At 50.2% G+C, this 24,554-nt stretch carries 18 protein-coding genes and 1 tRNA gene; 11 read left to right on the top strand and 8 right to left on the bottom strand.

Annotated elements, in window-relative coordinates; all coding sequences use genetic code 11:
• Nucleotides 1-149 precede the first annotated feature (149 nt).
• Nucleotides 150-920 (top strand): histidine kinase, encoded by a 771-nt coding sequence (locus K3T82_RS11115; protein WP_220193534.1) that lies wholly within the window; start codon nucleotides 150-152, stop codon nucleotides 918-920.
• A gap of 138 nt (nucleotides 921-1,058) precedes the next feature.
• Nucleotides 1,059-1,280, top strand: coding sequence for a tyrosine-type recombinase/integrase (locus K3T82_RS11110; protein WP_236031100.1), 222 nt, complete (start codon nucleotides 1,059-1,061; stop codon nucleotides 1,278-1,280).
• 97 nt (nucleotides 1,281-1,377) lie between these two features.
• Here K3T82_RS11110 and K3T82_RS11105 read toward each other — a convergent pair.
• Nucleotides 1,378-1,450: transfer RNA gene (locus K3T82_RS11105), tRNA-Phe, on the bottom strand.
• A 515-nt stretch (nucleotides 1,451-1,965) separates the two neighbouring features.
• On the opposite strand from K3T82_RS11105, the gene K3T82_RS11100 reads away from it, so the two are divergent.
• Entirely contained in the window at nucleotides 1,966-3,627 is a 1,662-nt protein-coding gene (locus K3T82_RS11100; RefSeq protein ID WP_220193533.1) for a ribonuclease J, read from the top strand.
• 71 nt (nucleotides 3,628-3,698) lie between these two features.
• Here K3T82_RS11100 and galE read toward each other — a convergent pair whose 3' ends face one another.
• A complete protein-coding gene (galE, locus tag K3T82_RS11095) occupies nucleotides 3,699-4,676 on the bottom strand; it encodes a UDP-glucose 4-epimerase GalE (protein WP_220193532.1) in 978 nt (325 codons plus the stop codon).
• Nucleotides 4,677-4,962: 286 nt separating this feature from the next.
• On the opposite strand from galE, the gene K3T82_RS11090 reads away from it, so the two are divergent.
• Nucleotides 4,963-6,459: a WD40 repeat domain-containing protein gene (locus K3T82_RS11090; protein ID WP_220193531.1), complete on the top strand. Its 1,497-nt coding sequence runs from the start codon at nucleotides 4,963-4,965 to the stop codon at nucleotides 6,457-6,459.
• Nucleotides 6,460-6,590: 131 nt separating this feature from the next.
• Nucleotides 6,591-9,734 carry an FtsK/SpoIIIE family DNA translocase gene (locus K3T82_RS11085; protein ID WP_220193530.1) on the top strand — a complete coding sequence of 1,048 codons (3,144 nt, stop codon included), beginning with the start codon at nucleotides 6,591-6,593 and terminating at the stop codon, nucleotides 9,732-9,734.
• Between the two features lie 13 nt (nucleotides 9,735-9,747).
• On the opposite strand, the gene trmD is transcribed toward K3T82_RS11085, so the two are convergent.
• On the bottom strand, nucleotides 9,748-10,494 hold the full coding sequence (gene trmD, locus K3T82_RS11080; protein WP_220193529.1) for a tRNA (guanosine(37)-N1)-methyltransferase TrmD: 747 nt from the start codon (nucleotides 10,492-10,494) through the stop codon (nucleotides 9,748-9,750).
• A gap of 393 nt (nucleotides 10,495-10,887) precedes the next feature.
• Between trmD and K3T82_RS11075 the strand changes: the two genes are divergently transcribed.
• From K3T82_RS11075 to K3T82_RS11050, 6 genes are all read left to right on the top strand, one after another.
• On the top strand, nucleotides 10,888-12,525 hold the full coding sequence (locus tag K3T82_RS11075) for a sensor histidine kinase (protein WP_220193528.1): 1,638 nt from the start codon (nucleotides 10,888-10,890) through the stop codon (nucleotides 12,523-12,525).
• Nucleotides 12,525-13,247, top strand: a complete 723-nt coding sequence (locus tag K3T82_RS11070) for a response regulator transcription factor (protein ID WP_220193527.1) — start codon at nucleotides 12,525-12,527, stop codon at nucleotides 13,245-13,247. The genes K3T82_RS11075 and K3T82_RS11070 overlap by 1 nt, the downstream gene beginning before the upstream one ends.
• Nucleotides 13,248-13,425: 178 nt before the next feature.
• Entirely contained in the window at nucleotides 13,426-14,412 is a 987-nt protein-coding gene (locus tag K3T82_RS11065; RefSeq protein WP_220193526.1) for a uroporphyrinogen decarboxylase family protein, read from the top strand.
• Nucleotides 14,413-14,826: 414 nt separating this feature from the next.
• The gene (locus K3T82_RS11060) at nucleotides 14,827-15,330 is read left to right on the top strand and encodes an NUDIX hydrolase (RefSeq protein ID WP_220193525.1); all 504 of its coding nucleotides are present in this window, start codon (nucleotides 14,827-14,829) and stop codon (nucleotides 15,328-15,330) included.
• Nucleotides 15,331-15,335: 5 nt separating this feature from the next.
• Nucleotides 15,336-15,674 (top strand): hypothetical protein, encoded by a 339-nt coding sequence (locus K3T82_RS11055; protein ID WP_220193524.1) that lies wholly within the window; start codon nucleotides 15,336-15,338, stop codon nucleotides 15,672-15,674.
• Entirely contained in the window at nucleotides 15,664-16,317 is a 654-nt protein-coding gene (locus tag K3T82_RS11050; RefSeq protein WP_220193523.1) for an MEDS domain-containing protein, read from the top strand. Before K3T82_RS11055 ends, K3T82_RS11050 begins: the two co-directional genes overlap by 11 nt.
• Nucleotides 16,318-16,396: 79 nt before the next feature.
• Here the strand turns inward: K3T82_RS11050 and K3T82_RS11045 are convergent, their stop codons facing one another.
• From K3T82_RS11045 to K3T82_RS11025, 5 genes are all read right to left on the bottom strand, one after another.
• Nucleotides 16,397-17,362: an AIM24 family protein gene (locus K3T82_RS11045; protein ID WP_220193522.1), complete on the bottom strand. Its 966-nt coding sequence runs from the start codon at nucleotides 17,360-17,362 to the stop codon at nucleotides 16,397-16,399.
• 208 nt (nucleotides 17,363-17,570) lie between these two features.
• Nucleotides 17,571-17,954 (bottom strand): hypothetical protein, encoded by a 384-nt coding sequence (locus K3T82_RS11040; protein ID WP_220193521.1) that lies wholly within the window; start codon nucleotides 17,952-17,954, stop codon nucleotides 17,571-17,573.
• A gap of 83 nt (nucleotides 17,955-18,037) precedes the next feature.
• Complete coding sequence (gene coaBC, locus K3T82_RS11035) at nucleotides 18,038-19,375, bottom strand: bifunctional phosphopantothenoylcysteine decarboxylase/phosphopantothenate--cysteine ligase CoaBC (protein WP_220193520.1); 1,338 nt, start codon at nucleotides 19,373-19,375, stop codon at nucleotides 18,038-18,040.
• 354 nt (nucleotides 19,376-19,729) lie between these two features.
• A complete protein-coding gene (locus K3T82_RS11030) occupies nucleotides 19,730-22,762 on the bottom strand; it encodes an FHA domain-containing protein (protein ID WP_220193519.1) in 3,033 nt (1,010 codons plus the stop codon).
• A 396-nt stretch (nucleotides 22,763-23,158) separates the two neighbouring features.
• The gene (locus K3T82_RS11025; RefSeq protein ID WP_220193518.1) at nucleotides 23,159-24,481 is read right to left on the bottom strand and encodes a DUF4097 family beta strand repeat-containing protein; all 1,323 of its coding nucleotides are present in this window, start codon (nucleotides 24,479-24,481) and stop codon (nucleotides 23,159-23,161) included.
• Nucleotides 24,482-24,554: the final 73 nt, after the last annotated feature.

Here is a 24,554-nt window from a genome sequence, read left to right as displayed (position 1 = left end):
TTGCGTTAGTGGGATGGAAAAGGAAAACTAGCTGATAGCAACGAGAGAGAAGGGCTTTGCCAATACAACGTTTCCAACTCGTGTCATAGTATAGGCAAGAGGGGGTTTGGCAAAAGTGAAAAAGCGTGGGGAGAGAAAGGAAAACAAACATGGCAACAAACGAAAGTGATCAGGTCAAGCGCATTAGAACAGCTACTCTCAATAGAGAGGCTACGATCAATTATGCGCTGCTCAAACTGATCCATCATGAATTCGGCAATGGGTTAGCTGTGCTTTCCGGATATCGATACCGGTTACAGCACGCGATCTCAGAGCAGAAGCAAGAGGCTTCATCCCCAGCACGAGATGTACGGCAAGATCGAGATGAGCGCTGGTTAGGCTATTTGCAGACGATGCAAGATCGAGAAATGCGCATGAAAAATCTTCTGTTTGAACTGCGTGATGTTGCCCCCGATGCAAGAAATGAGCTACTCTGTAAACACTTCATCCGAACCGATCTCGTGGTCTTACTTGGACTGGTCATCCAGCAACGCATTTCACTCTGTCCCGATTATATCGTGCAAGTGAACACGCCTGCTCAACCCCTTTTTGTTATGTGCGATCCTTTCTGGCTGCAGGTGCTTTTGGAACATTTCTTCCTTAATTATATAGTGGCAGGACATATTGATATTGTGCCTGCCGAGATCCAGCTTGAGCCCATAGGTCGGGAAGCGAAAGTAACGCTTCGCCTCAGAAGTGATCTGCTGGGGCTCACCTCTAGAAGAGATGAAGTGTTTGAAGCAGAGATGCGGGACTTTGAACAAGGTGACTTGGAATCTTGTCATGTACTGTGTAATGAGATTTTGCACGAGCATAGGGGACGGATCTGGAGTGAGCAAGAAGGGAGTATTTCTCTTGCTTTGCCACTAGCAGAAGAGTGAGAAAATATGTTGTAAATCCCAACATTCGGCGAGCCCTTGCACGTGTGTAAAGAGAATCATAAGGCATGCGCTACCGCGCCTGTAGGGCTCAAGTGGCAAGATATTGATTTCAGTCGCGGCGTTCTTAGGATTAGCCGCTTGAAAAAGCCGCTAGAAAAGGTCGGCCTTCCGAATATACGTTTCCATGATCTACGCCATAGCACAGCGACGTTGCAACTCTCTAAGGGGGTTCATCCTAAGATTGTGCAGGAGATTCTTGGGCATAGTGAAATTGGAATGACACTGAACACCTATTCACACATACTTCCAACTATGCAGAAAGAGGCAATGGAGAAATTGGACGACCTCTTCGACCGCTAAAAGCGGTTTTGATGTCATTGTGCTTTTAAGGTCAAGAAAAAGCCAGTCTAAGCAGGCTTTACAAGCTTGTTTAGACTGGCTTTTCTTATACCGAAGGTGCCAAGGGCCGGAATCGAACCGGCGACACCAGCATTTTCAGTGCTGTGCTCTACCGACTGAGCTACCTTGGCGTAGGTCATACTATAGCAGGTCTCCCCCGAATCGTCAAGCCCTTTTGCGACTTCTTTTCCAGGCTTCTCAAAAGTTACCTCTGCATAAGAATCTTCACGCTACTGCCGCCGCGAGGAGAGAAAATTTGGCTTGGCAATGAAAGATTTTCCGCTTCGAATTTGTTCTATTTAGTGGTGAAAGATAACGCCTGTGCCGATAATGACTATTATAGCGATTTCCTATATGTTCTTGGAAGATGGTAAGGGGGCTTGAGGCATCGCGATAAGGACCTTTGCCCTGTGTTTTAAGAAGTTATACCAGGCATGGGAAAAAGCTTTCATTCCTTTGTCAGGCGGTGGGCTAGTAAGCACTCTGGCTTGTATTTTTATGTTTGCTATGTTACACTGTCAAATGGCATATTATAGCTTATTTTGGCTTTACCTCCTGCGGGAGAATGCAGGAGTGAAGATACATAAATTGAATAAACGTTTGTTAAAACGTGATATATAGAGTATATCAGGAGGTCCTTTATACATTGACAAAGGGTAAAATTCGTATTGTACCCCTGGGTGGCTTAGGTGAAGTTGGAAAAAACATGATGGTCGTTGAGTACAATGACGACATCTTGATTGTGGATGTGGGCGTGATGTTCCCCGATGACGAAATGTTTGGTGTGGATCTGGTTATCCCTGATGCGAGCTATCTTGCTGATAAGAAGCATCGTATACGTGGAATATTGATAACCCATGGTCACGAAGATCATGTTGGTGGTCTCCCCTACATCTTGCCTATGCTCAATTTTCCTCCCCTCTTTGCAACACGCCTGACTCAGGGGCTGATACAGGTCAAACTCAAAGAGCATCGTATGCTCGATAAAGTTGCTATTAATGTTATCTCACCTGAAGTTTCACTACAATTAGGTGAATGTGGTGTCGAGTTCTTCCGTGTCAATCATAGTATTCCTGACGCAGTTGGTATTGTGATTCGCACGCCACTTGGCACCGTTGTCCATACTGGTGACTACAAGTTCGATTACACACCTATCGATGGTAAACCCGCCGATTTGGGGACGCTAGGACGTCTAGGCAATGAAGGCGTGTTGCTTATGTTAGGTGATAGCACTCGCGTTGAGTCTCCGGGTTATACACCTTCAGAGCGTGTTATTAATGATTCGCTCGATAAGATCTTTGCGAATGCACCGGGGCGCGTTATTGTGGCTACCTTTGCTTCGCTGATCTCACGTGTACAGCAGGTGGTTGATACAGCGGAGCGTTACGAGCGCTTTGTGGCTCTGACAGGCCGAAGCATGATTAACAATGTGCAGATGGCAATCGAGCTTGGTTATCTACGGGTGCCAAAGGGGATGCTTATCCGGGCTGAAGATATCAATAAGTTCAATCCTGAACAGATTGTGGTTATCTGCACCGGTAGCCAGGGGGAGCCAACCTCAGCTTTGACACGCATCGCTAACCAGGATCATCGCTTGATTCGCATTCAGGAGGGAGATACAGTTATCCTCTCTGCTACTCCTGTGCCGGGCAACGAGAAGATGGTACATCGCACCATTAATAACCTGTTTAAACAGGGGGCGGATGTGCTCTATCAGGGGCTCTCGAATGTGCATGTCTCCGGTCACGCTGCACAGGAAGAACTGAAGCTCATGCTGAGTCTGGTGCGACCGAAGTTCTTTATGCCAATTCATGGTGAGTATCGACAGTTGATCTTACATGCTAAGCTGGCATATTCGCTTGGTATCGCCGAGGAGAATATCGTAGTCGCGGAAGATGGCGATGTGATTGAGGTCTCACCAGAACGTATTGATCTGGTTGACCATGTCACTTCAGGCAATGTCTATGTAGATGGCTTGAGTGTTGGCGATGTGGGTCAGATTGTCCTCCGTGATCGCAAAGTACTTTCACAGGATGGCATCTTGATGGCTGTGCTCACGGTCGATAAAGAGACTGGTGCACCCATTGCTGGACCCGATATCGTGACACGCGGCTTTGTCTATATGCGTGATGCTGAGGAATTGCTCGCGAACGCCCGCGAACGTGTCGTGGCATCGTTGAGTAACCTGAATGGACATAGCTCTGACTGGTCCTTTGTGAAGGATAAGATCAAAAGTACGCTGAGTGAGTATCTCTATGAGAAGACTCGCCGCCGTCCGATGATTCTGCCGGTCGTCATGGAAGTTTAGGAAACAAAAGAAACGGTACGGGGGTTGCCATTAGCAGCCCCCGTACCGTTTCTTTTGTTTCCTATATGTCGTTAGCTTGTATATCCCTGGGGGTGCGTCTGCATCCAGTTCCAGGCGTCAGCGATCATTGTACTTAGCTCGGGCTTCTGTGGTTGCCAGCCCAGTTCTCGCTGGACCTTCTCGCTAGAGGCCACAAGTACTGGCGGATCACCCACGCGTCGCTCGCTTTCGATAGCTTTAATCGGTTTACCTGTGACGCGGCGTGCTGTTTCAATAACCTCGCGTACGGAGAAACCTTTGCCGTTGCCCAGGTTATAGATTGTATGCCTGCCTGCTTGTGCGTGCTCGAAGGCTATTGTATGTGCGCGTGCCAGGTCTTCGACATGAATGTAATCTCGAATGGCCGTTCCATCAGGAGTGGCATAATCTGTGCCGTAGATCTGGACGGATTCGCGCTTGCCCGCTGCTGCCTGCAATACTAGAGGAATCAGATGGGTTTCGGGATTGTGTAGCTCACCAATGTCGCCGCTAGCCCCCGCGACGTTGAAGTAGCGCAGGCTTACTGCTGCCAGTCCATGGGCCTCTGCCTCAAAGCCAAGCATTTGATCGACTGCCAATTTTGAGCCGCCGTATGGATTGGTTGGGCGTGTAGGAGATGTTTCGAGAATTGGTATCCCTTCAGGAGCACCGTAGACTGCCGCTGTTGATGAGAAGACTAACCTCTTAACCCCATTCTCACGCATGGCATCGAGCAGGTTGAGTGTCCCCACGACGTTGTTGCGGTAGTAGCGTTCTGGCTGAGTGACGGATTCACCAACCAGCGAAAGTGCCGCGAAGTGCAGCACGCCTGTATAGCCCTCGCTGAGAACCTCTTTGAGCCTTTGAGGATCTAACAAGTCTGACTCTACTATGCGTACCTGCGATTGTACGGCTTGATGATGGCCCTTAGTAAAATTATCCATCACGGTTACTTCATGTCCAGCCTCGACAAGTTGCTTGGTCATGACGCTCCCGATGTATCCAGCTCCACCAGTCACTAGAAGTTTCATTGACGACCTCCATAGTATGTATCATTCTATGTGACATCATACAACGATTTCACTGCAGTAGGAGAGCAGACTCGTGTTTAGGATCATTGCAGTTTTGACAAATTGTCCTCTTGCTAATGAGTGTCAGCCTTGAGACAGAATCGTTTGTATAGTGAGGTAGAGTAAGCTATCTGATAAGCGTTTCATGACTGTACTTCTGTCGCTTGTATAACTATGCAGTCTATCATATAGTAGTAATTGCCAATGTCGTACGCGTAGTTTCGAGTGAGCGAAGAACGGAAAAGGCATGACGCCATTGAATAATCATTCAGATCCGCCCGATAATGAGGAGCTGGAGCTGGAAATAGTTGACCTTGATGATGTTGAACATGAAGTGGAGAAGCCTTCGCGTACCCCATCCAGGTCGTATAAGATGCGGAATAAACCAAGCAAGAAGTTAGATGATGCTACTCTGTTGGAATGGGCGTCATTCTGGCCTAAGCAGAAGGTTCGCATGCCCATTGTTGTGATGATCTTTCTGTTGGGTTTGCTCACCCTGACCTTGATGAGTGGTGGTTGGGCCGGGTTGGTTGGCCTCCTCTCTCTCCCTTCAAGTCCTTCTTCAGTCAGTGCAATAACGACGAGTTCCTGCATTGGTGCTGCTGAACTCTCCCCCAATCAAAAGATCATCGCAGTGATGGAACGTGAATATTGCAATTTCGCTGTGTTCTCGCGCGCCAATAACAAAATAGAGGGCGCGAATATAAGGCTCTTTGATGCGCATTCACAGAAACCATTGGCTCAAATCTCGCTAGCCCAGGCTATCCTTGAAAAGGCAAGCAAGTTAAGCCTGACTGCTCAGGAAGTGCGTGATGGTATCTCATATCTAGGTCTTAGCTGGTCGCCTGATGGCAAAAAGCTAATCTGCGCTTTCTATATTATGCGATCTAGCTCATCGCCTACTGCTCAGCGAGGCGCGATCGCCTCTCAAATGCTGGCTGGATTGGTTGAAGTGAGTTTTCCCTTACATCTTACAGTCTCACTTGTGCCCGGAAACAATGTGCAAAGCACGCGCTTTTTTTACCTGTCTCAGGTTTGGGATGAGCCGCAGGGGAAACTGGTTCCGCAAGATGCGCGTATGTGGGATGCTAGCGCGAAAGCTGGTCTGCAATGGGATTCTAATGGGCACCTGGTGACACGCATTAGCCAGAGCACTCAGGATCTGACCGTTGGGTCGCCGCATAACGGGGAGGGCTTTACGTTCTGGCAGCCCGGTAGTATGCATGTGGTGAGTAGCGGGACCGTTAAGGCAAGGAGAGAGTACATATGGAGTGCTGCATGTATCTCATGGTCTCCCGATGGCCGCTATCTAGCGGTACTGTACTGGAATGTGCGAATTACTATGCCGGGCAACACTGGTTTGAATAAGGATGAGATCAAGCGCTATTCATTGGAAGGTGTACCAGCTATTGATGTGCATGACAAGGCTCTGGCTACGTTGGCGAAGGAGGAGGTTACCGCGCCTGGATTACGGACCTTCGCTTTGCGACCCGATGGACGTGTGCTCGCGGCATTTAATCGTCAGAATAATCATATAGAGTGGTATGATTGCGTCACTGGTCGTATGCTAAAAAGCGATGCCGTGTCCGTTAGCAGCGATGGGGGGAGTATAGCCAGTAACATGCTTGCATACAGCATCTTGCAGTGGTCTCCTGATGGTAAAACGCTCTTTCTAGCACTGCGCAGTGGAGCATTGCAATTGTGGCAGGGAAATGCCTTGCCTGTCCCGCCTACTTCTCATTAATGTATATGCCTCACCGGGCGCTATAAGCTCTACTGAGAAAAATGCGGCTGTTTTGCTACTTGCTTCTTTTGAACATCTGCGCTATCATAACGTTTGACTCCGGTGTTGGGTACTAAGGAGAGAACCACATTATGGCAGGTGGTAATCAGAAGAAAGATTCAAAGCGACAGCCCGCCTCTGGTGCGTCGCGTGTCAGTAGCGCTGCTGGAGCATTAGGCTCTCAGAGTATTCAGAAGGCTCAGATGGAGCAGCGCACCAATGTTCCGCCTTCGCGGCGGGGGCAGACGACACGTACACCCGCTTCCTCAGGAAGTGGGCGCGGTAAGTCTGTGTCAAGTGCCGGTAAAAAGAGTGGCACATCTGGCCGCTCCTCAGGTGCGTCGGGGACTTCCACTTCTTCCAGTAGCTCTGGCGATATCAAGTTTGTGCAGTGGCTACAGGCCAAATGGAACGCGCTTGAAGCTCATCAACAGCAGCGCTTCTTCAGCGTTATTTTGATTTTGCTCGCGCTGCTCCTTCTTGGCTCTATTACAGTATTTAGTTCGACTCCTGTTTTGAAAAATATTGGGCAATTCTTTCTCCTCCTCCTGGGCTGGTCAGTTTATCCATTATCTGTGGGCTTGTTTGTCTTCGCTATCGCTCATCTGCGTGAGGGAATGCGCAATGAGCGCCTGATTCGCTGGTCGCTGGTCTGGGGTCTTATCGCCATCTGGTTGCTCCTGCTTGTCGAGAGCCGTTTGCTGCTCGGGGCTGGCAAGGCTGGATTACTGGCTGATATGCTTATTTTGCCCTTCCTGGGCTGGCCGCCTGTAGTGGCACATGTCAGCTTATTTGGACTGCTTGTAATCGCCATTATCTTTACCTTCCGTCTTACCTTTGGCCACGTATTATTTGTGGTGCGTTTCTTCCAGCGCCTGATAGCAGATCCGCAGCCAGCCTCAGATGATCTTCTGGAGGAAGAGCGCCCTAAGAAGAGGCGTTCTTCTTTCCTGGGGCAACGTCCACGCTTCAGTCGTTTTGGTAGCAGTTCTGGCATCAAGATAGGTCCACAGATTGATGAGGAGGAGGAGGAGGAGATTGATGAGACGCCAACTATCCCGAATGATCGTGTGCAAGTCGAGCGAATTGTAGCGACTGCGAAAAGAATGGCAGGACATGTCGAAGAAGTGGAGGAGCCTATTGAGTTTGAGCAGGATTTTAATTTGGATGAGTATGAGGACCCACTGAACGATATTAACCTGCATAGGCAACATGTTGGATTAGTTCCTCGTCGTGATCTGAAGGTCCCGCCCACACCTGATGCCAGGAGCTATGCTGCCTCAGTACGTGGAGCTAACCAGCAGGAGCTACCCTTTGAGGAGAGTGCTTCTCGTCGCGCCAGTGGTCGCAAGGGAGCGAAGCGGGACCCACAAAACTCGGCCAGCTCAATGGAACCTCTCGCGCCTAATCCACGTTTGGCAAGCCGCCAGATGCAAACCGCTACTCCCGCTCATGAGCAGAAAAGCTCATCAACTGGTAAGGCCGCAAAGAATGTTCCCGCGCAGGCTATGCCCAATATTGTCTCAAGATGGAAGTTGCCAGATACGGAACTTCTAAATAACATGGATGAGACAAAGCTTCAGATGTATGGCGATGATACTGCTGAGCTGGCTCGCCTAATTCAGGAGACGTTGCACAGCTTTCGTGTGAACGCGGAGGTACGTCCAGAGGATATCAGCATTGGCCCAACTGTCATTCGCTTTGGTATTCGCCCTACAGGCAAGCCTGCGCTGAAGAAAGACGATAAAACAGGCAAGATGACCCCTGTGCTCGACGCCGCTGGCAATATCGTCTATGAGACGCGCACGCGCGTCAGCCGCATTATGGCCTTGCAAAATGATCTAGCACTGGTGTTGGAGGCCAAAACGATCCGTATGGAGGCTCCTGTGCCTGGTCGCCCCTATGTCGGTGTGGAGATCCCTAACAAGAATAGCCGCCTGGTTACATTACGTGAAGTGCTGGAGACCAAAGAATACCAGACGGCAAAGGGTAAATCCAAACTCGCCGTGGCCCTAGGGCGCGACGTCGCGGGGCAAGTTAAAGTTGGCGATCTGGCCCGTATGCCACACCTGCTGATCGCTGGTGCGACTGGAGCCGGTAAGTCGGTAATGATTAACATCATTATCGCTAGCATCCTTACTCAGGCTACACCTGATGATGTGCGTCTGCTGATGGTCGATCCAAAGATGGTTGAGCTGAACATGTACGCGGGCGTCCCTCATCTGCTTTCACCTGTAGTCATTGAAGTCGAGAAAGTGGTACCACTGCTCAAGAACGCTATCAGCGAAATGGAGCGCCGCTATCGCCTCTTTTCACAACTGGGCGTGCGGAATCTGGATGGGTATCGCAAGATGCGGCGTGAACGACTCGCTAAGGGGGATACCTCTCTAAACAATCTGCCAGCCATTGTGATTATTATTGACGAATTGGCGGATCTGATGATGGCCGCACCAGATGAGGTGGAAGCTATGATCTGCCGCCTGGCTCAATTGGCGCGCGCGACTGGTATTCATCTGGTGATTGCCACTCAGCGTCCCTCAGTTGATGTAATTACTGGTTTGATTAAAGCCAATATCCCGACACGTATCTCATTTATGGTCAGCTCTGCGGTTGACTCACGCACTATTATCGATATGGGTGGTGCGGAACGACTACTAGGGCGTGGTGATATGCTCTACCTGCCTGCTGATGTGGGGAGACCGGAGCGTATTCAGGGAGCATTCCTGGCTGACGAAGAGGCGGAGCGCCTGGTTGAATATTGGCGCCACCAGGCGACTGCTCTGGCAAGTGAGTCCGAGAATGATCCCACGCTTGCTGCCACACTTCAACCAGTAGAGCCGGGATGGGAATTGAAGTCCGAGGATCATGGCACTGATGATGAACTGGATGATGACCTGCTGGATCGTGCCGAGGAGGTTGTGCGCGAGCATGGGCGAGCCTCAATCTCATTGCTTCAGCGTCGCCTGCGCGTCGGCTACTCACGTGCGGCGCGCCTGATAGATCTGCTTGAAGAGCGGGGCATCATTGGTCAGTTTGAGTCTGGTGGGCGAGCGCGTGAAGTGTTTGAGAGCCATGGTGGGCATCGTCATCATTCCGATGAACAAGGGAATTCACTTGCTGATGTAGCGGACGATATTGCCTCAGAGGAACGTGAGCGCAACGAGTTCTTGCGTAGGCAGGCAGAGGTGCGTAACATCTCTGCTAGTTCAACGCATTATCGAGATGAGCAGGAATAAGCCGTATGCAGGATTACTCCTCTGTGGTGGCTTCTCGCGTCATTTCCTCTTCAATTTCCTTAAGTAGTTTTTGATCTTGCTTGCTACTAAGATCTAATCTGGTGAAGAGATCGGGTCGACGTTGGCGCGTCTTCTTTAGGGCCTCTTTTCTTCGCCAGCGTGCGATTTGTTCGTGATGACCCGAGAGCAGGATATCGGGCACGCGCCAGCCACGGAATTCTGGTGGACGTGTGTAGTGAGGGTACTCAAGCATATTACTAGTATGTGACTCTTCAGTAGTGGAACCTTCGGCCAGAACGCCAGGAAGTAGACGGCTAACGGCGTCTACGATAATCATTGCCGCCAGTTCACCGCCGGTAAGCACATAGTCGCCAATTGAGATCTCATCAGTAACCAGATGTTGGATGACACGCTCATCAATGCCCTCGTAGTGACCACAGAGTAGCGTAATATTCTGCTCCTGTGCCAGGTCTTGCGCAATCTGCTGGTTAAAGGTGCGTCCCTGAGGAGTCAGATAGATGATGGGGCCTCCCTGATGAACTGCTTCAATCGCGGCGAAGATGGGATCTGGCTTCATCACCATACCCGCGCCTCCTCCATAGGGGTAATCATCTACTACATGGTGCTTATCGGTTGTCGCGTCACGCACGTTGTGAAGCGCGATACTTAATAATTGGCGCTCCTGGGCGCGCTTCAAAATGCTTTCGGTTATTGGACCCTGAAACATGCCAGGGAAAAGCGTGAAGATATCAAAATGCATATGTGTTGCTTTCATTCGGCTAAGCGCGTAGTCTCGCTTGGTCCAAAGTTTGTGAGATGGCATAGCCGTTTAAGTGGAAGTGTGAGTCTCCTCCAGGTTATGGTGTGAGGGGAGCGCAAGCCAGCCATCCACATATTGGAGCGAGCCACACCTATAGTCCTCGCGAAGCGCCGTAGGCGTTGAGAAGTCTGTGACAAGAAAATACCGGAACAGAGTATAGCAACTGCAAAGGAAAAAGACAAGGAGGCAAAGCAGAAAAAGCGCATCTTTCTTTCTACCTGGAGGTGTGCTACACTGACAGCAACAACGCTATCCTTCTAGCAAACTCCTGGTTTCTAACCGTTCGGCGCATAAATCTGCACAAGCAAACGTTGAGTGGAGCTTATTATTTCTATGTCCCGGTCGCAAACATATCAGTCCGAAGACATGCATGACCAATTAACAATTTTGGTGGGAAGTGCTATTCAACTCCTGGGCAGCGATGCTGGTGTTCTTGTCATTGCTACAGAAGCCTTTGATCCACAAAGCAATAACGATTACGTCGTGTATCGTCTAGGTCAGGAGGGGCTTGCAAAGCTACTACAGCGTGGTCAGGAGGGGTTACAACCTACTTCACGTCATCCCCTGGTAATTGAGATTATAGAGCCTGAATGGGCGAGCCAAATCTTACCCCAGGTCGATAATGCTCCAACACGTGAGCTCGAATGTTGCTCACTGGCGATCTTTGATACGGCTGGTCCTGTCGGAACGTTATATTTCTTACGCACGGTGGGTGAGCGCTCCTGCTTTGAGCGGCGCGAGGGAGCCGCTGATGGGCATCAGGCAATGAGTGGGAATGTCAGTACTGAAGATGTATCCGTAGAGGCGAGCGCGGCTCTGAATATGTTCATTGCGCATCAGGCGGCGGCTTTACGCTGCGCCCTGAAAGCACAATCATTGGTAAAAGAGCAGGGTCGCCTGGCCTCAATCTTTCACCATAGCATTGAGGGTCTCTTGACTGTAGATAGTGCTTTGCGTATTATCGACTTTAACCCCGCGATGGAGAAGCTTATCGGCTGGCGCGAAAGTGATGTGCTGGGAGAATTTTACTTCAATGTGCTACGACCTCGCGACCGAAGAGGGAACGAGCTTGGTTTACAGGATTCTCCTCTCTTGCAGGCTTTTTCTGGGCAATCTGTTGTCAATCGCGATATGATTTTTACTACACGTGATGGTCAGCCTGTTGAGGTTCGGGTGACGGCATCTTGCATTCGTTCAGCGCGAGGCGAGCCGTTGAATGGCATACTTACCATCCATGATATTACGCGGGAGCGGGAGCAGGAGGAGCAGCGTTCCACATTTATCTCTGTTATCTCACATGAATTGCAGACTCCTATTGCTATTATTAAAGGCTATGCTTCGACCCTGGCGCGTGCCGGGGACCGCCTTCAACCCCAGGCATTACGTCCACGTCTGGTCGCGATTGAGGAGGAAGCGGATCGCCTGAATAAACTGGTTGCCAACCTGCTTTATGCCTCACGTATTCAAGCCAATGGCTTACAAATGGAGGCATCGTCATTGGATCTGGAACCCCTCATTGAGACGGTGGTGCGGCGTTTGCAGGCTCGGGATGCTGAATTGCGTGTGAGTGTTGAGATATCACCTGATTTGCCAGCTGTTGTGGGAGATCGTGAGCGTATCGAGGAGGTTTTGCAAAATTTACTTGATAACGCAATCAAATACTCACCCCAACAGGTCGCCGTGACCATCGCCGCACGCGCTACCAGCAACGAAGTCATTGTGAGCGTAAGCGATGCTGGTATGGGGATCTCCTTGCGAGACCAGGAGCAGATATTCAGGCGCTTCCGGCGCATTGGAGATCCCCTGGCGCAAGCCACACCAGGAGCGGGCCTTGGACTCTACATCTGTCGTGCGATTGTGGAGGCACATGGGGGCCGTATCTGGGTGGAGAGTACGCTGCGCCAGGGATCAACGTTTTCATTTAGCTTGCCACGCGAGAAGCAGGCGCATTTACCGATGGTGGTTTTTTGATGGAGCATGAAGTTTTTGATCAACGCGATATGACTATTCTGATTGTTGATGACGAGCCGCGTATTCGCGACTTCGTGAGGCTCAATCTTGAGATGGAGCATTATCGTGTCATTGAATCGAGTAATGGCCTGGAGGCGCTGGAACAGCTACGTGAGCATCTGCCTGACCTGGTGGTACTGGATGTGATGATGCCAGAAATGGATGGTTTTGAAACGCTAAAGGCTATACGGGAAGTCTCCAACGTTCCCGTGGTAATGTTAACAGTTCGCCAGAGCGAACAAGACAAAATACGCGGTCTCGATCTGGGCGCGGACGACTATATTGCTAAACCATTTAGTCCGCCCGAGCTTCTCTCGCGTATTAGAGCCCTGCTTCGTCGCTCATTAATGTCTCCCCCAGCCAGAAAAACAGAGATTGTTGTCGATAAGAATCTGACAATTGATTTTACGCGGCGCGAAGTCACTGTTCGTGGCGAGAAGGTCGTCTTGCGCCCAACCGAGTATCGCTTGCTCTATCATCTGGTGAGCAATGCTGGACGCTTGATGACTCACGAAACATTGCTCTCTAAAGTCTGGGGACGCGAGTATCGCGATGAAGCTCATTATTTGCGTCTCTATATCACCTATTTGCGACAGAAAATAGAGGAAGATCCGGCTCATCCCAGGTATATACTTACCGAGCGTGGGGTTGGATATCGCTTTAAGGAACTAGATAATCAATAGAGCCTGCCTGGATAGTGGATGGCGTGTAGAAGTGGGAACAAGCTAATAGCCAAGCCTCTTATACGAAAACTTATGCAACTAGTATGCTCAGGTTTTCGCAGAGAACGTAAAATGTTTTCTTTCACAAGGAACGCCTCTTTCCTTCCCATGCGTGGACTCTAGAGGCAGAGGGGGATTGATGAACAAAAAGGAGCGTGTCGAAGCCGCGCTACGAGGTGACGTTGTCGATAGGGTCCCTGTAAGTATTTGGGGCCATGATTATCAGCGCGAAGGAAGCGCCCAGGAATTAGCGGAAGCTACATTAGAAAATTATACACGCTATGACTGGGACTACGTAAAAGTCACTCCTCGGTCGAGCTATATAGTAGAGGGGTGGAAGGCGCGTTATACACCCTCTGATGAGAAGCATCTGCCTCCCAAACTGAGTGCGACCCCTATTCGCAGTTCCTCCGACTGGAAGCGTTTGCGTCCACTCGAACCCGATCAGGGAGCATTGGGGGAGCAACTACTGGCGCTACAACTGATCAACCATGCGCTTGGCTTTGAGTCCTACTTTGTCGAAACTGTCTTCTGTCCCCTTGCTGTCGCCCAACTTCTGGTGGGCAGTAACGAAGCTGTCCTACAAACTATTCGTGAGGACCGTAATGCGATGCACACAGCTCTGCGTATCATCGCTGAGACGATCACGACCTTTGCTATTGCCTGCCTGGAACAAGGGGCCCATGGCATTTATTACGCGATCAATGGTTGGGCCAGCGCGAACCAGTTAACGGAAGATCAATATCGCGAATTTGGTGAGCAGTATGATCTCGAGATCCTTGACGCTCTCAAGAGTCGCAGCAAATGCACAGTATTGCATAATAGTGGTGAGCATATTCATTTCGATTTGCTTGCAAGCTATCCAATCCATGTTATTAACTGGGCTAGTGAGGGGAAAGGTAATCCGGATCTACGTAATGGCATGCGTCGTTCTGGTAAGGCTGTCATGGGAGGGTTGAGTACTGTGGCTTTGCAGAGAGGCGGCACAGCGAGCCAAGTGCAAGATGAGGTTGGCAATGCGCTGGAAGCGACCGGTGGAAGGCATCTCTTACTCGCGCCAGGTAACAGTGTTGCTCCAGATGTTTCTGTTAAGTGCCTTAATGCCTTGCGCCGCGCGCTCTCTTGATCTCACATGCTTGACACACTGTGGTGCATTCGTTATACTCACACATAATTTTGAAGGGTAGGAACGAGTATGCACGAATAGCAATAGCTGCTATGTGTAAAGTGTTATGCATCGTTGAGAATGGATAACGCACATTGCCGCATATACGGGAATCGCCAAGGAGGGCTAATAGTGAGGCGGCAATCAAAAAATGTTGTATAGTATAGTCGATATTTGTCCAGGAAAATACCAGGAGAGGTCTATAGGGGCATACTGCTGTCTGGAGTGGCTAAACCTCTTGCTGATGGATACTATGCGACTGTTCATTGCTTCATGAGATATGTGGCGTGAAGAGGAGTCGTTCTAGTAACAGAGCGGTCAATGATGACAAATTAGAGGGGGTGAAGCACGCAGACTATGGAGCGATATCGCACAATGCGAGCATATTCGGCGGGCGGCGTGGTGTTTCGCCTGGTTCCAATGGGCGCTTCTGAGCGGCGATTACTACGCCTTGTAGAGGATGAGTCCACTGAAGAGGCTAGCAGCATGGAAGTTGTGCTGGTCGGGCGCAGTCACGCCGGAACCTGGGCTCTTCCTAAGGGAACACCCCAGCCTGGCGAAACAGTTGAACAGGTTGCCGTACGTGAAGTACAAGAAGAGACCGGGCTTGAGGCTCGCTTGATTGCTTATATTGGAAGTATCTCGTATTCATTTGTGCGGGATCAGGTGCGATATCATAAGCAGGTGCGCCATTTTCTCCTGGAGGCTGTTGGCGGCGATATATCTCTTCATGATTACGAGTATGATATGGTAGAGTGGTTCCCGTTGCACGAAGCCTGTCGTCGCCTGACCTATCAAAATGAAGTTCACATTCTGTACCAGGCGGAAGAGTTACTCTCCCGTTGGATGCAGTATCAGCGCAAAGAGAGGCAGCAATAGCTGTTATGGAGACCCAGCCGCAGGACTATTCGCTCATACGTCGAATACTCTTTCCCTATAGCGGAAATGAACAACTCACGCCCCGGCAAAGACTGAGGGTGATTACAATATGGGCCTTGTTTTTTACCATCCCTATGTTGCTGTGTACCGTCTTGATGGGACTTGCGGCAAAAACGAATACAAGCAAACTGCTAATTATTCTGGGTATCGTGCTTGTAGCAGGCATGGTGCTTTTTGGTGCAACCGCTGCTTTTGCTGTGAGCACAAACAATCGTTCTGTGCGTAAGAGGCAGCAAAGCAAAGACAGGGCTGATAATACCAGTGGAGGTAGGTATGGATCTTAGTGTAGAAGGCAAATCTGAGCGAATTCCCCCTGGCTCACATATCTGCCAACTTTATAGTAAGGTGACAGAGATACCGAGTGTCACGGCTCGGTTAATAAAAGTGGGCTTGCTCTCTCAGGAGAAATGCATGTTTGCGGCGGCACCCGCACAAGTGCAGGAGTTTCGCGAAGAGTTGCAGAAATTGCAAATAGATGTCGAGCAACTGGAAGCCTCAGGGCAGCTTGTGCTTTATGAGGAGCGTGAAGAGTTTCTCGCCGGTGGAAAACGCTTCGACCCCTATTTCCTGCTTTCATCGCATCAGACATTTATCGCGCAAGCTCTGCGTGAGGGGTGGAAAGCGGTTCGCATCTCCATTGATATGACTTGGCTCTCAAAAGAAATTGCCACACCAGAGCAGATACTCAAGTATGAAGCCGCTTCTGATGCTGTGTTTACCTTTCAAAATGCCCCTATTATTGCACTGATTCATTATGACCACAGTAAGCTTCTGCCAAGCCTTGTGGTTGAGATGCTGAAGTTGCATCCAATCTCTGTCGTAGGAAAATACATCAAGCGCAATCCTTATTACCTCAACTCAGAGCAATATATGCTCAAGATTCTGCGCATTAATCGCGATAAACATAGCAATAATGGTGGCGCCTGACCAAAGAGAGTAATTCTAAAGACAGAGATTTCTCAGCACTTTAGTACTGAGAAATCTCTGTCTTTAGAATTACTACACCTTAAAAGATATCACCTAGATTTCCGAGATTGAGGTCCATATTGCGTTGCCCACCTGCCTCTGGAGCTCCCTCATTGGCTGGTGGATGATATGTCATGGATTGGATGCCTACGCGACCAGGACCGATGAAGCGGTTCAGGACAATTGACGAACCAGCCATAAAGCCTCCAAGCGCGCCCAGAATGCCCCCTCCACGCTGTGAGCCTGCTACCGTGGTCATCTCCATCCTGACCGAGGGGTCTTTCCAAAGCCAGGCACCTGGCTCGATATCCAGAGCTTCTCCAGGCGCAAGCATCTTTTCAAACACATTCCCATAGCCGTGTAGGAGGAGCATCCCCTCGCTACCTATTGCTGTAAATTGGTCGATGAAGAGCCCTGTACGGCTGAAGAGAATATTAGAGATGCCCTGGACAAAGGTAAAGTTATAATCAACGTTGCTTGTCGCGACCAGGAATTGATGTTCACGCACCTCGACCATCTGCTCTGGTTGCAGGCGCAAGGCCACGATTTGTCCAACGGAATCACGTGAGAAGGCGATGTTTCCAGGTCCCTGAGCTTCGCTGATAAAGATTTGGAGTCCAGCAAAAAAACGGCGTGCCGCCCCTTGCATTGACTTAAAACCAATTTGCACACCCGGATGTTTCCAGAGCAGAATGTGGTGCTCGAAGTAGATTGGAAGTTGGTTTCCTAGCATGATATCCACAACAGGCACAAGTTCACCTTCTATGGAGATGGTCATATCCGCGATATGAAGGGGCCCCTTGGGATTATGTAGCTCTGCACGTGGTACTGCATTCCCGAAAACGCTGTTACTGTACTCTTCAAATTGATTAGGTGGAATAGAACTCTGTGGGGATTGTTGAGGGTTGGAATGAACCAGAGCGGATTGTGCGCGCAGGTCTGCGCCACAGGTTCCACAGAATTTGATATGATCGGCTACCTGGCTATGGCAGCGTGGGCAAATCATCAAGAGACCTCCTTCGCTGTTTGGCCCTATGCTCTCTATCGATCTGCCATAGTATACGACGTGGAGCAAGGGACAAAGTGTTCTGTTCTATAGAAGAAAGACGTAAGACTGTTTGCCACCTCAAAAGGGGGTCGCGAGCCAAAAAGAAAGGGAACCCAAAGCGGGTTCCCAGCAGACGTGATAAATGATATGTGGTCTGATTCTAGTCTTAGAGCACAAAGCTATCGGCGAGAGGGCTACGAGCATTGTTATTGTTATCGCGCTTCTCACCATTCAAGTTAACGCCGCTTTGACCATTGGTAGAGCGTGTGGGCTGATTATAGTTGCCCGGGGTAGCTGCGGGCTGTGGAGTGCCCTGAAGCGATTGTAGGCTCTGTAGGGCGGCCTGTGACTGTGCGTTTGAGGCGCTGGCGTCAGTAGCGAGTTGGATCGTCTTGCCCTCGATGACGACCGCTATTCCCACGCCACGGCGAAGATCTGCCAACTGACGACGGAGTTCTCTATTCTCCGCTTCCAACGCATCCATCAACTTTTTCTGCTCAAGCAGCATCTGAGCGATGCCTTCAAAACCAGCGCTAGCAGTACGATCCATCGGGGATTCCTCCTGCGTACTTTGAGTACCCAATAATTCTAGAACAAAAGCTCCCATCACAGCGCCACGCCCCTCCAACTACTTTACGTCAACAGGGATAACACTCTATCCCAAATCGCCGCCGCAACGCCTGTTTTGGGCATAACGGGCAAGTCTTCCACCGTTTCATCGGGATGGAAGAAATAAACCTTGTTTGTATCAGCACCAAAACCGCTGTCTGAGCGCATTACGTCATTTGCGACGAGCAGATCGAGCTGTTTACGCACGAGCTTATCGCGTGCGTTGGCGATGACATTCTCAGTTTCGGCAGCGAAGCCAACACGGATGAGTGGTTGTAACCGCCCCTCGCGATTCCTTCGCTGCTGACCTATCTGCATAGTGGCCAGGTCTGCCAGAATATCCGCGTTACGAACCAGATGTATAGAGAACCCGTCGCCAGCAGCGTGACCTTCCGTTGTCGCCTGCTTCTGTTGACCAGAGGAGGCTATAATTGAAGGCTCTCCCACGTGCTTCTTGATTTTCTGAGGAGAGGGGTGAGCTGGACGAAAATCGGCGACGGCTGCACTCATAACCAGGACATCGGCATCATTCACGGAAGCCATTACGGCATCACGCATCTGTGAGGCTGTTTCGATGCGAATGAGATCTACCCCATAGGGAGCGGGAAGTGAGACCGGCCCTGTAATCAGGACCACATCGGCCCCGCGATCTCGCGCCTCGGTTGCGATAGCGTAACCCATTTTACCCGAAGAGTGATTGCCTACATAGCGTACAGGATCAATTGGCTCCTGTGTACCTCCGGCGGTGACGACCACGCGCCGTCCCACCAGATCGCCACTGTGGCGTCCCAACGTCAAGCGTATAGCTCCAAGCAAGAGCTCTGTATCTGGTAAGCGTCCAGTTCCAATTGTTCCCGATGCCAGGCGTCCAACTGCTGGCTCAACGATATATGCGCCCCTTTGTCGCAACAGGCTCAGGTTGGCCTGCGTGGCAGGATGCGTATACATATCTTTGTACATAGCTGGTGCCAGAAGCAAGGGCGCTTGTGTCGCCAATGCCACTGTCGTCAACATATTATCTGTGAAACCATGTGCCAATTTCGCGATTGTATTTGCGGTCGCGGGTACAATCGCCAGCAACTCGGCTTCCTCCGCCAAACGAATATGCGTTTCCGCAGCTTGCCCAGAAGGCTCCCACAGGTCGCTATAGACTGGTCGGTGGCTCATGGTTGAGAATGTCAGTGGTCGCACAAACTCATCCGCGCTCTCTGTCATAATGACATCTACCACTGCGCCTGCCTGCTGTAGCTTGCTGACAAGATCTACCGCTTTGTAGCAGGCAATTCCTCCACAAATGCCAAGGACAATATGCTTATTTTGTAACATTGAGACGATCTCGTTCCCTTGTTTAGGACAGTCCATATGAGAACACCATTACAATAGCATAGGCTTGTTGCGAGGAGCAAGAGCCTTGCCAATAAGTACCATGTCATATCAATCACGTACTACATTTAAAGGAACGTGTATAAATCACGTATTATCATATCTGGGCACCTAATACCATATAGATAGAAGAGGAAGGGGATTTCGGCAATAAAAAATGAGTAAGGTTATGATAGGTTATAGTCTAGATATTAAGATGTTTGCATGAAATCTCTGGGATTATTGATAGAGAATAGCTAGAAATTGCCATCCCTGTGACTGTCTGCTCAGAAAGTATGAGATGAGTCAGCGTGCTGGCTCATCTCATACTTTCTGCCCGTTTTGGCTTGCAAACTATCGACGAATGTCTTTTTGTTTGAGGCAGAAGGCGATAATGAATGCGAAGATAAGAATCATCGCTACAAGAGCCCCCCAGGTCACAAACAGATGCCCAATTGCTTCGGCTTTGGTCGCATGCCCGAAGAATGTGCTGACATAGGAGAAATCATCTGAGCCGAGTTTGTCCCCACGCAGGCCAATCGTTGTGCCCATAGCCGCCATTGCCCAGCGTGAAGGGAAGAAGGCAGCTGGGAACTGGAGAGCCTGAGGATTATCCAGCGAGAAGATGACGCCCGCAAAGATTACCTGTGGAATGAGTACAATAGGAATCATACTCGTCGCACGGTCATTGGTAGGTACCAGTGCTGAGATCATGAGGCCTAGCATCAGACCTGCCAACGAGGTCAGGCACATAGTGACATAGATTTCCAGGAACGGCGGCAAGATAAGACTCGTCTTAAAAGGCGTCTTGAGGTTCACCAGGGCTACCATAATCAAGCTTTGGATCAGGCAGAGCAGACCTAGCACTATGATTTTGGAGAACATGTAAGGTACGATGCCCAGGTTGACAGTACGCTCACGCCGATACACGGCGGCCTCTTTTACGATCTCACGCGCTCCATTGATGCAGCCAAACATGACAGCCGCGAAGGCCATGATGAAGAGGATCTTTTGTGCATCTCCCCCTGAGCCTTGCACAATTAGATCATCCTTGACCTTCTCTTTGAGGGCATCTCCCTCTAAATCTTTGTAGCGCGCAGGATTCTGCTTTTTTGAAGCTTGCAGGATGAGTGTGCCTTGCGGTCCATCGATCTGGTCGTACGCTTGTTGACAGCTAAAATCTGTTTTGCCTGTCTGCGTCAACATGTTCTTTGGGTGAGGACAGGTAACGATGCTGGTATCATTGAAGATGTTCTGCTGGGCCATGAAGAAGAGTATCAGGCCAATGATCGGTGCCTGAAGTAGCAGAATTGCCAGGTTACCAACATCATTGCGCAGAAGCTCAATATAGCGGCGTGAGAGGATCTGGAATTGCTTCCAGGGATTCCCTCGCCTGGGTGGCTTGATAACCGCCGGGCGGGCCATAAGTTGAGCCTGTTTGGCGGCGTTTTGGCTAAGCGGTTGAGCCACATAACGCTGATAATCAGGGGATTGCCGGAAGCGTGCCCCCGCTTCTGCCGGGATATTGGGATTCTCGTCTGTTGGTTCAAGCGCGCTGTAGATTTCGGCGAAATCGTTCTTTCCAAAGTAGGCTTTCGCTTCATCGGGAGGACCGAAATATGTCAGGTGCCCGCCCGCAGCCAGAAAGCAGACATAGTCGCAGGCATTGATATTGTTGGTTGCGTGAGTGACAAGGACGATGGTGCGTCCACGGTCAGCCAGGCGACGCATCAAAGTCATCATCCTGCGATCCAGGCCTGGATCAAGACCCGACGTCGGCTCATCCAGGAAGAAGGCACTTGGATTGCCAAGCAACTCTAGAGCGATAGAGACGCGCTTGCGCTGTCCACCAGAGAGTTTGCTGATGAGCAAATGGCGACGTGGAGTTAGATCTACATCTGCCAGTACCTCATTGATACGTTGCTGAATTTGTTCTTTAGTAACATCATCAGGCAGACGCAATTTGGCCGCATAATAGAGCGCGTGCTCCACGGTCAGGTCGCGATGGATGATATCATCCTGTGGGACATAGCCAAGCTGGGTGCTAAATGCTGCCAGATTGTGGTAGTAGTCCTGTCCATTATAGAGAACTGAGCCTTTCGTCGCCGGGCGGAGTCCATTTAAGGCATCCATCAGCGTCGATTTACCGGCACCTGAACCACCTACCAGGGCTACAAATTTGCGCGGTGGGACCGCGAGCGAGATGTCATTGAGCAGGATGCGATGGGCCTGTCCCTCTTTGACCAAGTTGAGAGCATCGATGCGGATTGTATTGCTCTCGTCCTGCTGGATAAGCATCTGCCCGGTGTAGATGAAGCGGAAGGGACCAATGCGAATCTCATCATTGACCATGAGATTGCGTGCGCTACGCGAGATTCGCACACCATTGACATAGACTGAGTTCTTACTATTTAAGTCAACGATTCGATAGCCACCTGGAACCTGCTCCAAACGGGCATGATTCTTCGAGATTTGGAGGTGGTCCAATACTACTGTATTGTTTGTTGCTCGCCCTAGACTGATGACAGGTGCACCAAGCTGGATAGGATAAATCTCGGGTATCGCGTCGGTTGTGTTGCCGCTACCATCTGTATAGACCAGGGTTGTAAATGTGCCATGTTCATCACTGATACGGAAAGTATCGCCATGAGCAAGCGTATGCTGAAATTGCTGGCTTCCGCGTATGGTATTTCCTTGGAATTGAATACCATTGCTGGAACGTCCCGATTTGGGGTGTGGGTGAACGAAAACCAGGTCGTTTCCCTGGCGCTGAATAATTGCGTGATAAGCAGATACCGTGGAAACGTTGATGACAATATCGTTGTCTGGCGCGCGACCAATGCTGAATGCTTGCTTTTGTGGAGCGAGCTGGAAGACGCGGCGGTCCTGTCCTGTATAGTTGGTTACCTCAAGTGAAGGGATGCCTCTGACGTTCGGCGCTCCGGAGGCTGGTGGCCCTTGCCTCATTGCTTCTTCCGCCGAAATGGTTTGTTGATAGTTCATCGCAACGGGAGGTGTTTGTGGTGGAGGTGGAGCAAACGCTCCTGAACCAACCGATGCGGGGACGGTACCCTGTGCGATGAAGCGGAAGGAGACACGGCCTCCTAATCCAATCACATCCTGAGAGGTGAGAGCGCCATGTTGCGTTTCTTGCTGATTGATTGTCAGGCTATTCTGGGCTGCTAGCTTCTCAATCTGCCACGACCCATTTTCCAGCTTAATTTGAGCATGCCTGCGCGAAATTGAAGCATCTGAAATAATAACATCATTGCCGGGTTCGCGTCCGATCTGTATCACAGGTTTTGTGATTTGCATGACCGAACCCGCCATTGGCCCCGAGAGAAACTGAAGTGAGCCAAGGCTAGATCCAGGTGGAACTGCGTTCATATAAAAATGGCCTGCGGATCGCACCATCTCTTGCACGACACGCTATTGGCTTCTCCTTTCCGCAATGGGTATGAAGTAATGTGGACAATATAAATAAGATTGATCTGCATGTGCCGCTATTCGATCAAGCCCTTGCCAAAAAGCTGAACCTGTTAGTTGCAAGAGTGATCCTGGCTGTGCAGATGACCTTAGAGTGATGTCAATCATTATCCAACCATTATAAAGAGTACATACCTGCGATGCAACCAAGCTCTTTTAATAAAAACTCAGCGCGCAGTCTTTTCTCGTACATCGATGTTTGTAGAACTGCCATAGATCCTTCCATTTGAAGGAAGCGCATCTATTTTAACAGAATTGTGTCCCCTTAAGCTATGGTTTGTCTCACACTCTCCCCTATCAACTCGTTTGAAGTTTGTGTAACACGATGTTACCAATGCTTACATCCAGGTTCAGCGTTGCGGGGGCAGGCGCTCCCGCCTGGGGATTGAGTGGGCCGCTATAGCTCATGGAGTTCTCATCTTGAGGGTCCTTCTGTGGCTGAAAAGGGAAATCACTTTTAATAGAACCCACGTTAGTATTGATATTTGCGCGAAGATTGAGGTTGCCTGGTAACGTGATGTCAAGATTGCCTTGCTCACTGCGAATAGAATACAACGCCGGGTTGTTGGCTGTTGCGGTAGGTGGTACCAGTAGCAAGCCATTAAAGGTCACCCCTTTCTGTCCTGTTTCCAGGCGTGAGCCACTGGCAAGAATTGATTGTGTGACCTTGATTGCGCCGGTGTTTCCGTGCAGGTTGAGTACCCCACTGAGCCCCTCGACTGTAATATTGCCAACTGGTGCCTCCACATTGACCTGAAGGGTAGGGTTGGCTGGCAGGGTGCTTGGTGGAATGCGAATGGTAATGTCGGCTGCCTCATCAACGCTGTTCATCATGTTGTTTGTGGTCGTGGGAAAGACAACATTGACGATAAGCGTTTCTCCACTGGCTGAATTTCCCGTCTGGGATGACTGTGATTCTTGTAATCGGGTGCAGGTAAGTGGCGTAGTGATGTTGGCAGGTGGCTGTACCTCGACCTTTATTTGTGTGAATTTCTGTTGGGCATCCGCGTCGGAGCTTGCCTGTACCGTCTTTTTACTGGTAACTGTTACCTGTGTCGCTTTGGGGTCGACAAGCAGGGAAACATTTCCAATTTTGGTGCAGACCTGAAGTTGGGCTAGGCTGGTGAGCGCTGCTGTCACGCTCTCTTCCTTTGTATGAGCGCGCACATTGTTGAAAGGATTGATTGATTGTGGACTATTTCCTTTTAGAGAAGGAACGATGAAATAGAGTACTCCCGCGACCGCTAGACCTATAACAAGCACAATACCTAATACACATCCTAATGCCATTGAAGGGAGGGCGCTACGGCGATGGCGGCGAGGTCTTTGGTGTTTGGCTGGATGTGAGCGCGGCTCTTTAATAGTGGCAGGAGCGCGACGAGGTGGGCGTGATGGCGAAGCACTAGCTCGCCTGCGAGGAACATAGGCGCGTTGGTAGGCTTCTTCTTCGCTAATATATCCATCGTCTAGATCGTCTTCGTATACTTCACGCTCATATAACTCTTTTTCTTCATGCTCGCGCGAGCGGCGGCGTGGAATTGGGGCTTGAGAACGTCTCTGTTCGGAGCGCTGCTCGTTGCTCTGCCGTCGGTAGCCTCTTCGAGGGCTCTCTCTATCCATACTAAGGTAGCCTCGCTTTCTCTATCGTGATCGCGCTCTTGGCGTTGTGGGTGCCATTATGCAATATATTACG

Source organism: Ktedonospora formicarum (genome assembly GCF_016587355.1).
Lineage (GTDB): Bacteria > Chloroflexota > Ktedonobacteria > Ktedonobacterales > Ktedonobacteraceae > Ktedonobacter > Ktedonobacter formicarum.
This window is presented reverse-complemented; position numbering and strand designations above follow the sequence as displayed.

Bases quoted from the DNA above. Each gene is read 5' to 3' on its own strand.
- K3T82_RS11115 (WP_220193534.1), top strand. From the start codon at position 150: ATGGCAACAAACGAAAGTGATCAGGTCAAGCGCATTAGAACAGCTACT.
- galE (WP_220193532.1), bottom strand. From the start codon at position 4,676: ATGAAACTTCTAGTGACTGGTGGAGCTGGATACATCGGGAGCGTCATG.
- K3T82_RS11090 (WP_220193531.1), top strand. From the start codon at position 4,963: ATGACGCCATTGAATAATCATTCAGATCCGCCCGATAATGAGGAGCTG.
- K3T82_RS11085 (WP_220193530.1), top strand. From the start codon at position 6,591: ATGGCAGGTGGTAATCAGAAGAAAGATTCAAAGCGACAGCCCGCCTCT.
- trmD (WP_220193529.1), bottom strand. From the start codon at position 10,494: ATGCATTTTGATATCTTCACGCTTTTCCCTGGCATGTTTCAGGGTCCA.
- K3T82_RS11075 (WP_220193528.1), top strand. From the start codon at position 10,888: ATGTCCCGGTCGCAAACATATCAGTCCGAAGACATGCATGACCAATTA.
- K3T82_RS11070 (WP_220193527.1), top strand. From the start codon at position 12,525: ATGGAGCATGAAGTTTTTGATCAACGCGATATGACTATTCTGATTGTT.
- K3T82_RS11065 (WP_220193526.1), top strand. From the start codon at position 13,426: ATGAACAAAAAGGAGCGTGTCGAAGCCGCGCTACGAGGTGACGTTGTC.
- K3T82_RS11060 (WP_220193525.1), top strand. From the start codon at position 14,827: ATGCGAGCATATTCGGCGGGCGGCGTGGTGTTTCGCCTGGTTCCAATG.
- K3T82_RS11055 (WP_220193524.1), top strand. From the start codon at position 15,336: ATGGAGACCCAGCCGCAGGACTATTCGCTCATACGTCGAATACTCTTT.
- K3T82_RS11050 (WP_220193523.1), top strand. From the start codon at position 15,664: ATGGATCTTAGTGTAGAAGGCAAATCTGAGCGAATTCCCCCTGGCTCA.
- K3T82_RS11045 (WP_220193522.1), bottom strand. From the start codon at position 17,362: ATGATTTGCCCACGCTGCCATAGCCAGGTAGCCGATCATATCAAATTC.
- K3T82_RS11040 (WP_220193521.1), bottom strand. From the start codon at position 17,954: ATGGATCGTACTGCTAGCGCTGGTTTTGAAGGCATCGCTCAGATGCTG.
- coaBC (WP_220193520.1), bottom strand. From the start codon at position 19,375: ATGGACTGTCCTAAACAAGGGAACGAGATCGTCTCAATGTTACAAAAT.
- K3T82_RS11030 (WP_220193519.1), bottom strand. From the start codon at position 22,762: ATGAACGCAGTTCCACCTGGATCTAGCCTTGGCTCACTTCAGTTTCTC.
- K3T82_RS11025 (WP_220193518.1), bottom strand. From the start codon at position 24,481: ATGGATAGAGAGAGCCCTCGAAGAGGCTACCGACGGCAGAGCAACGAG.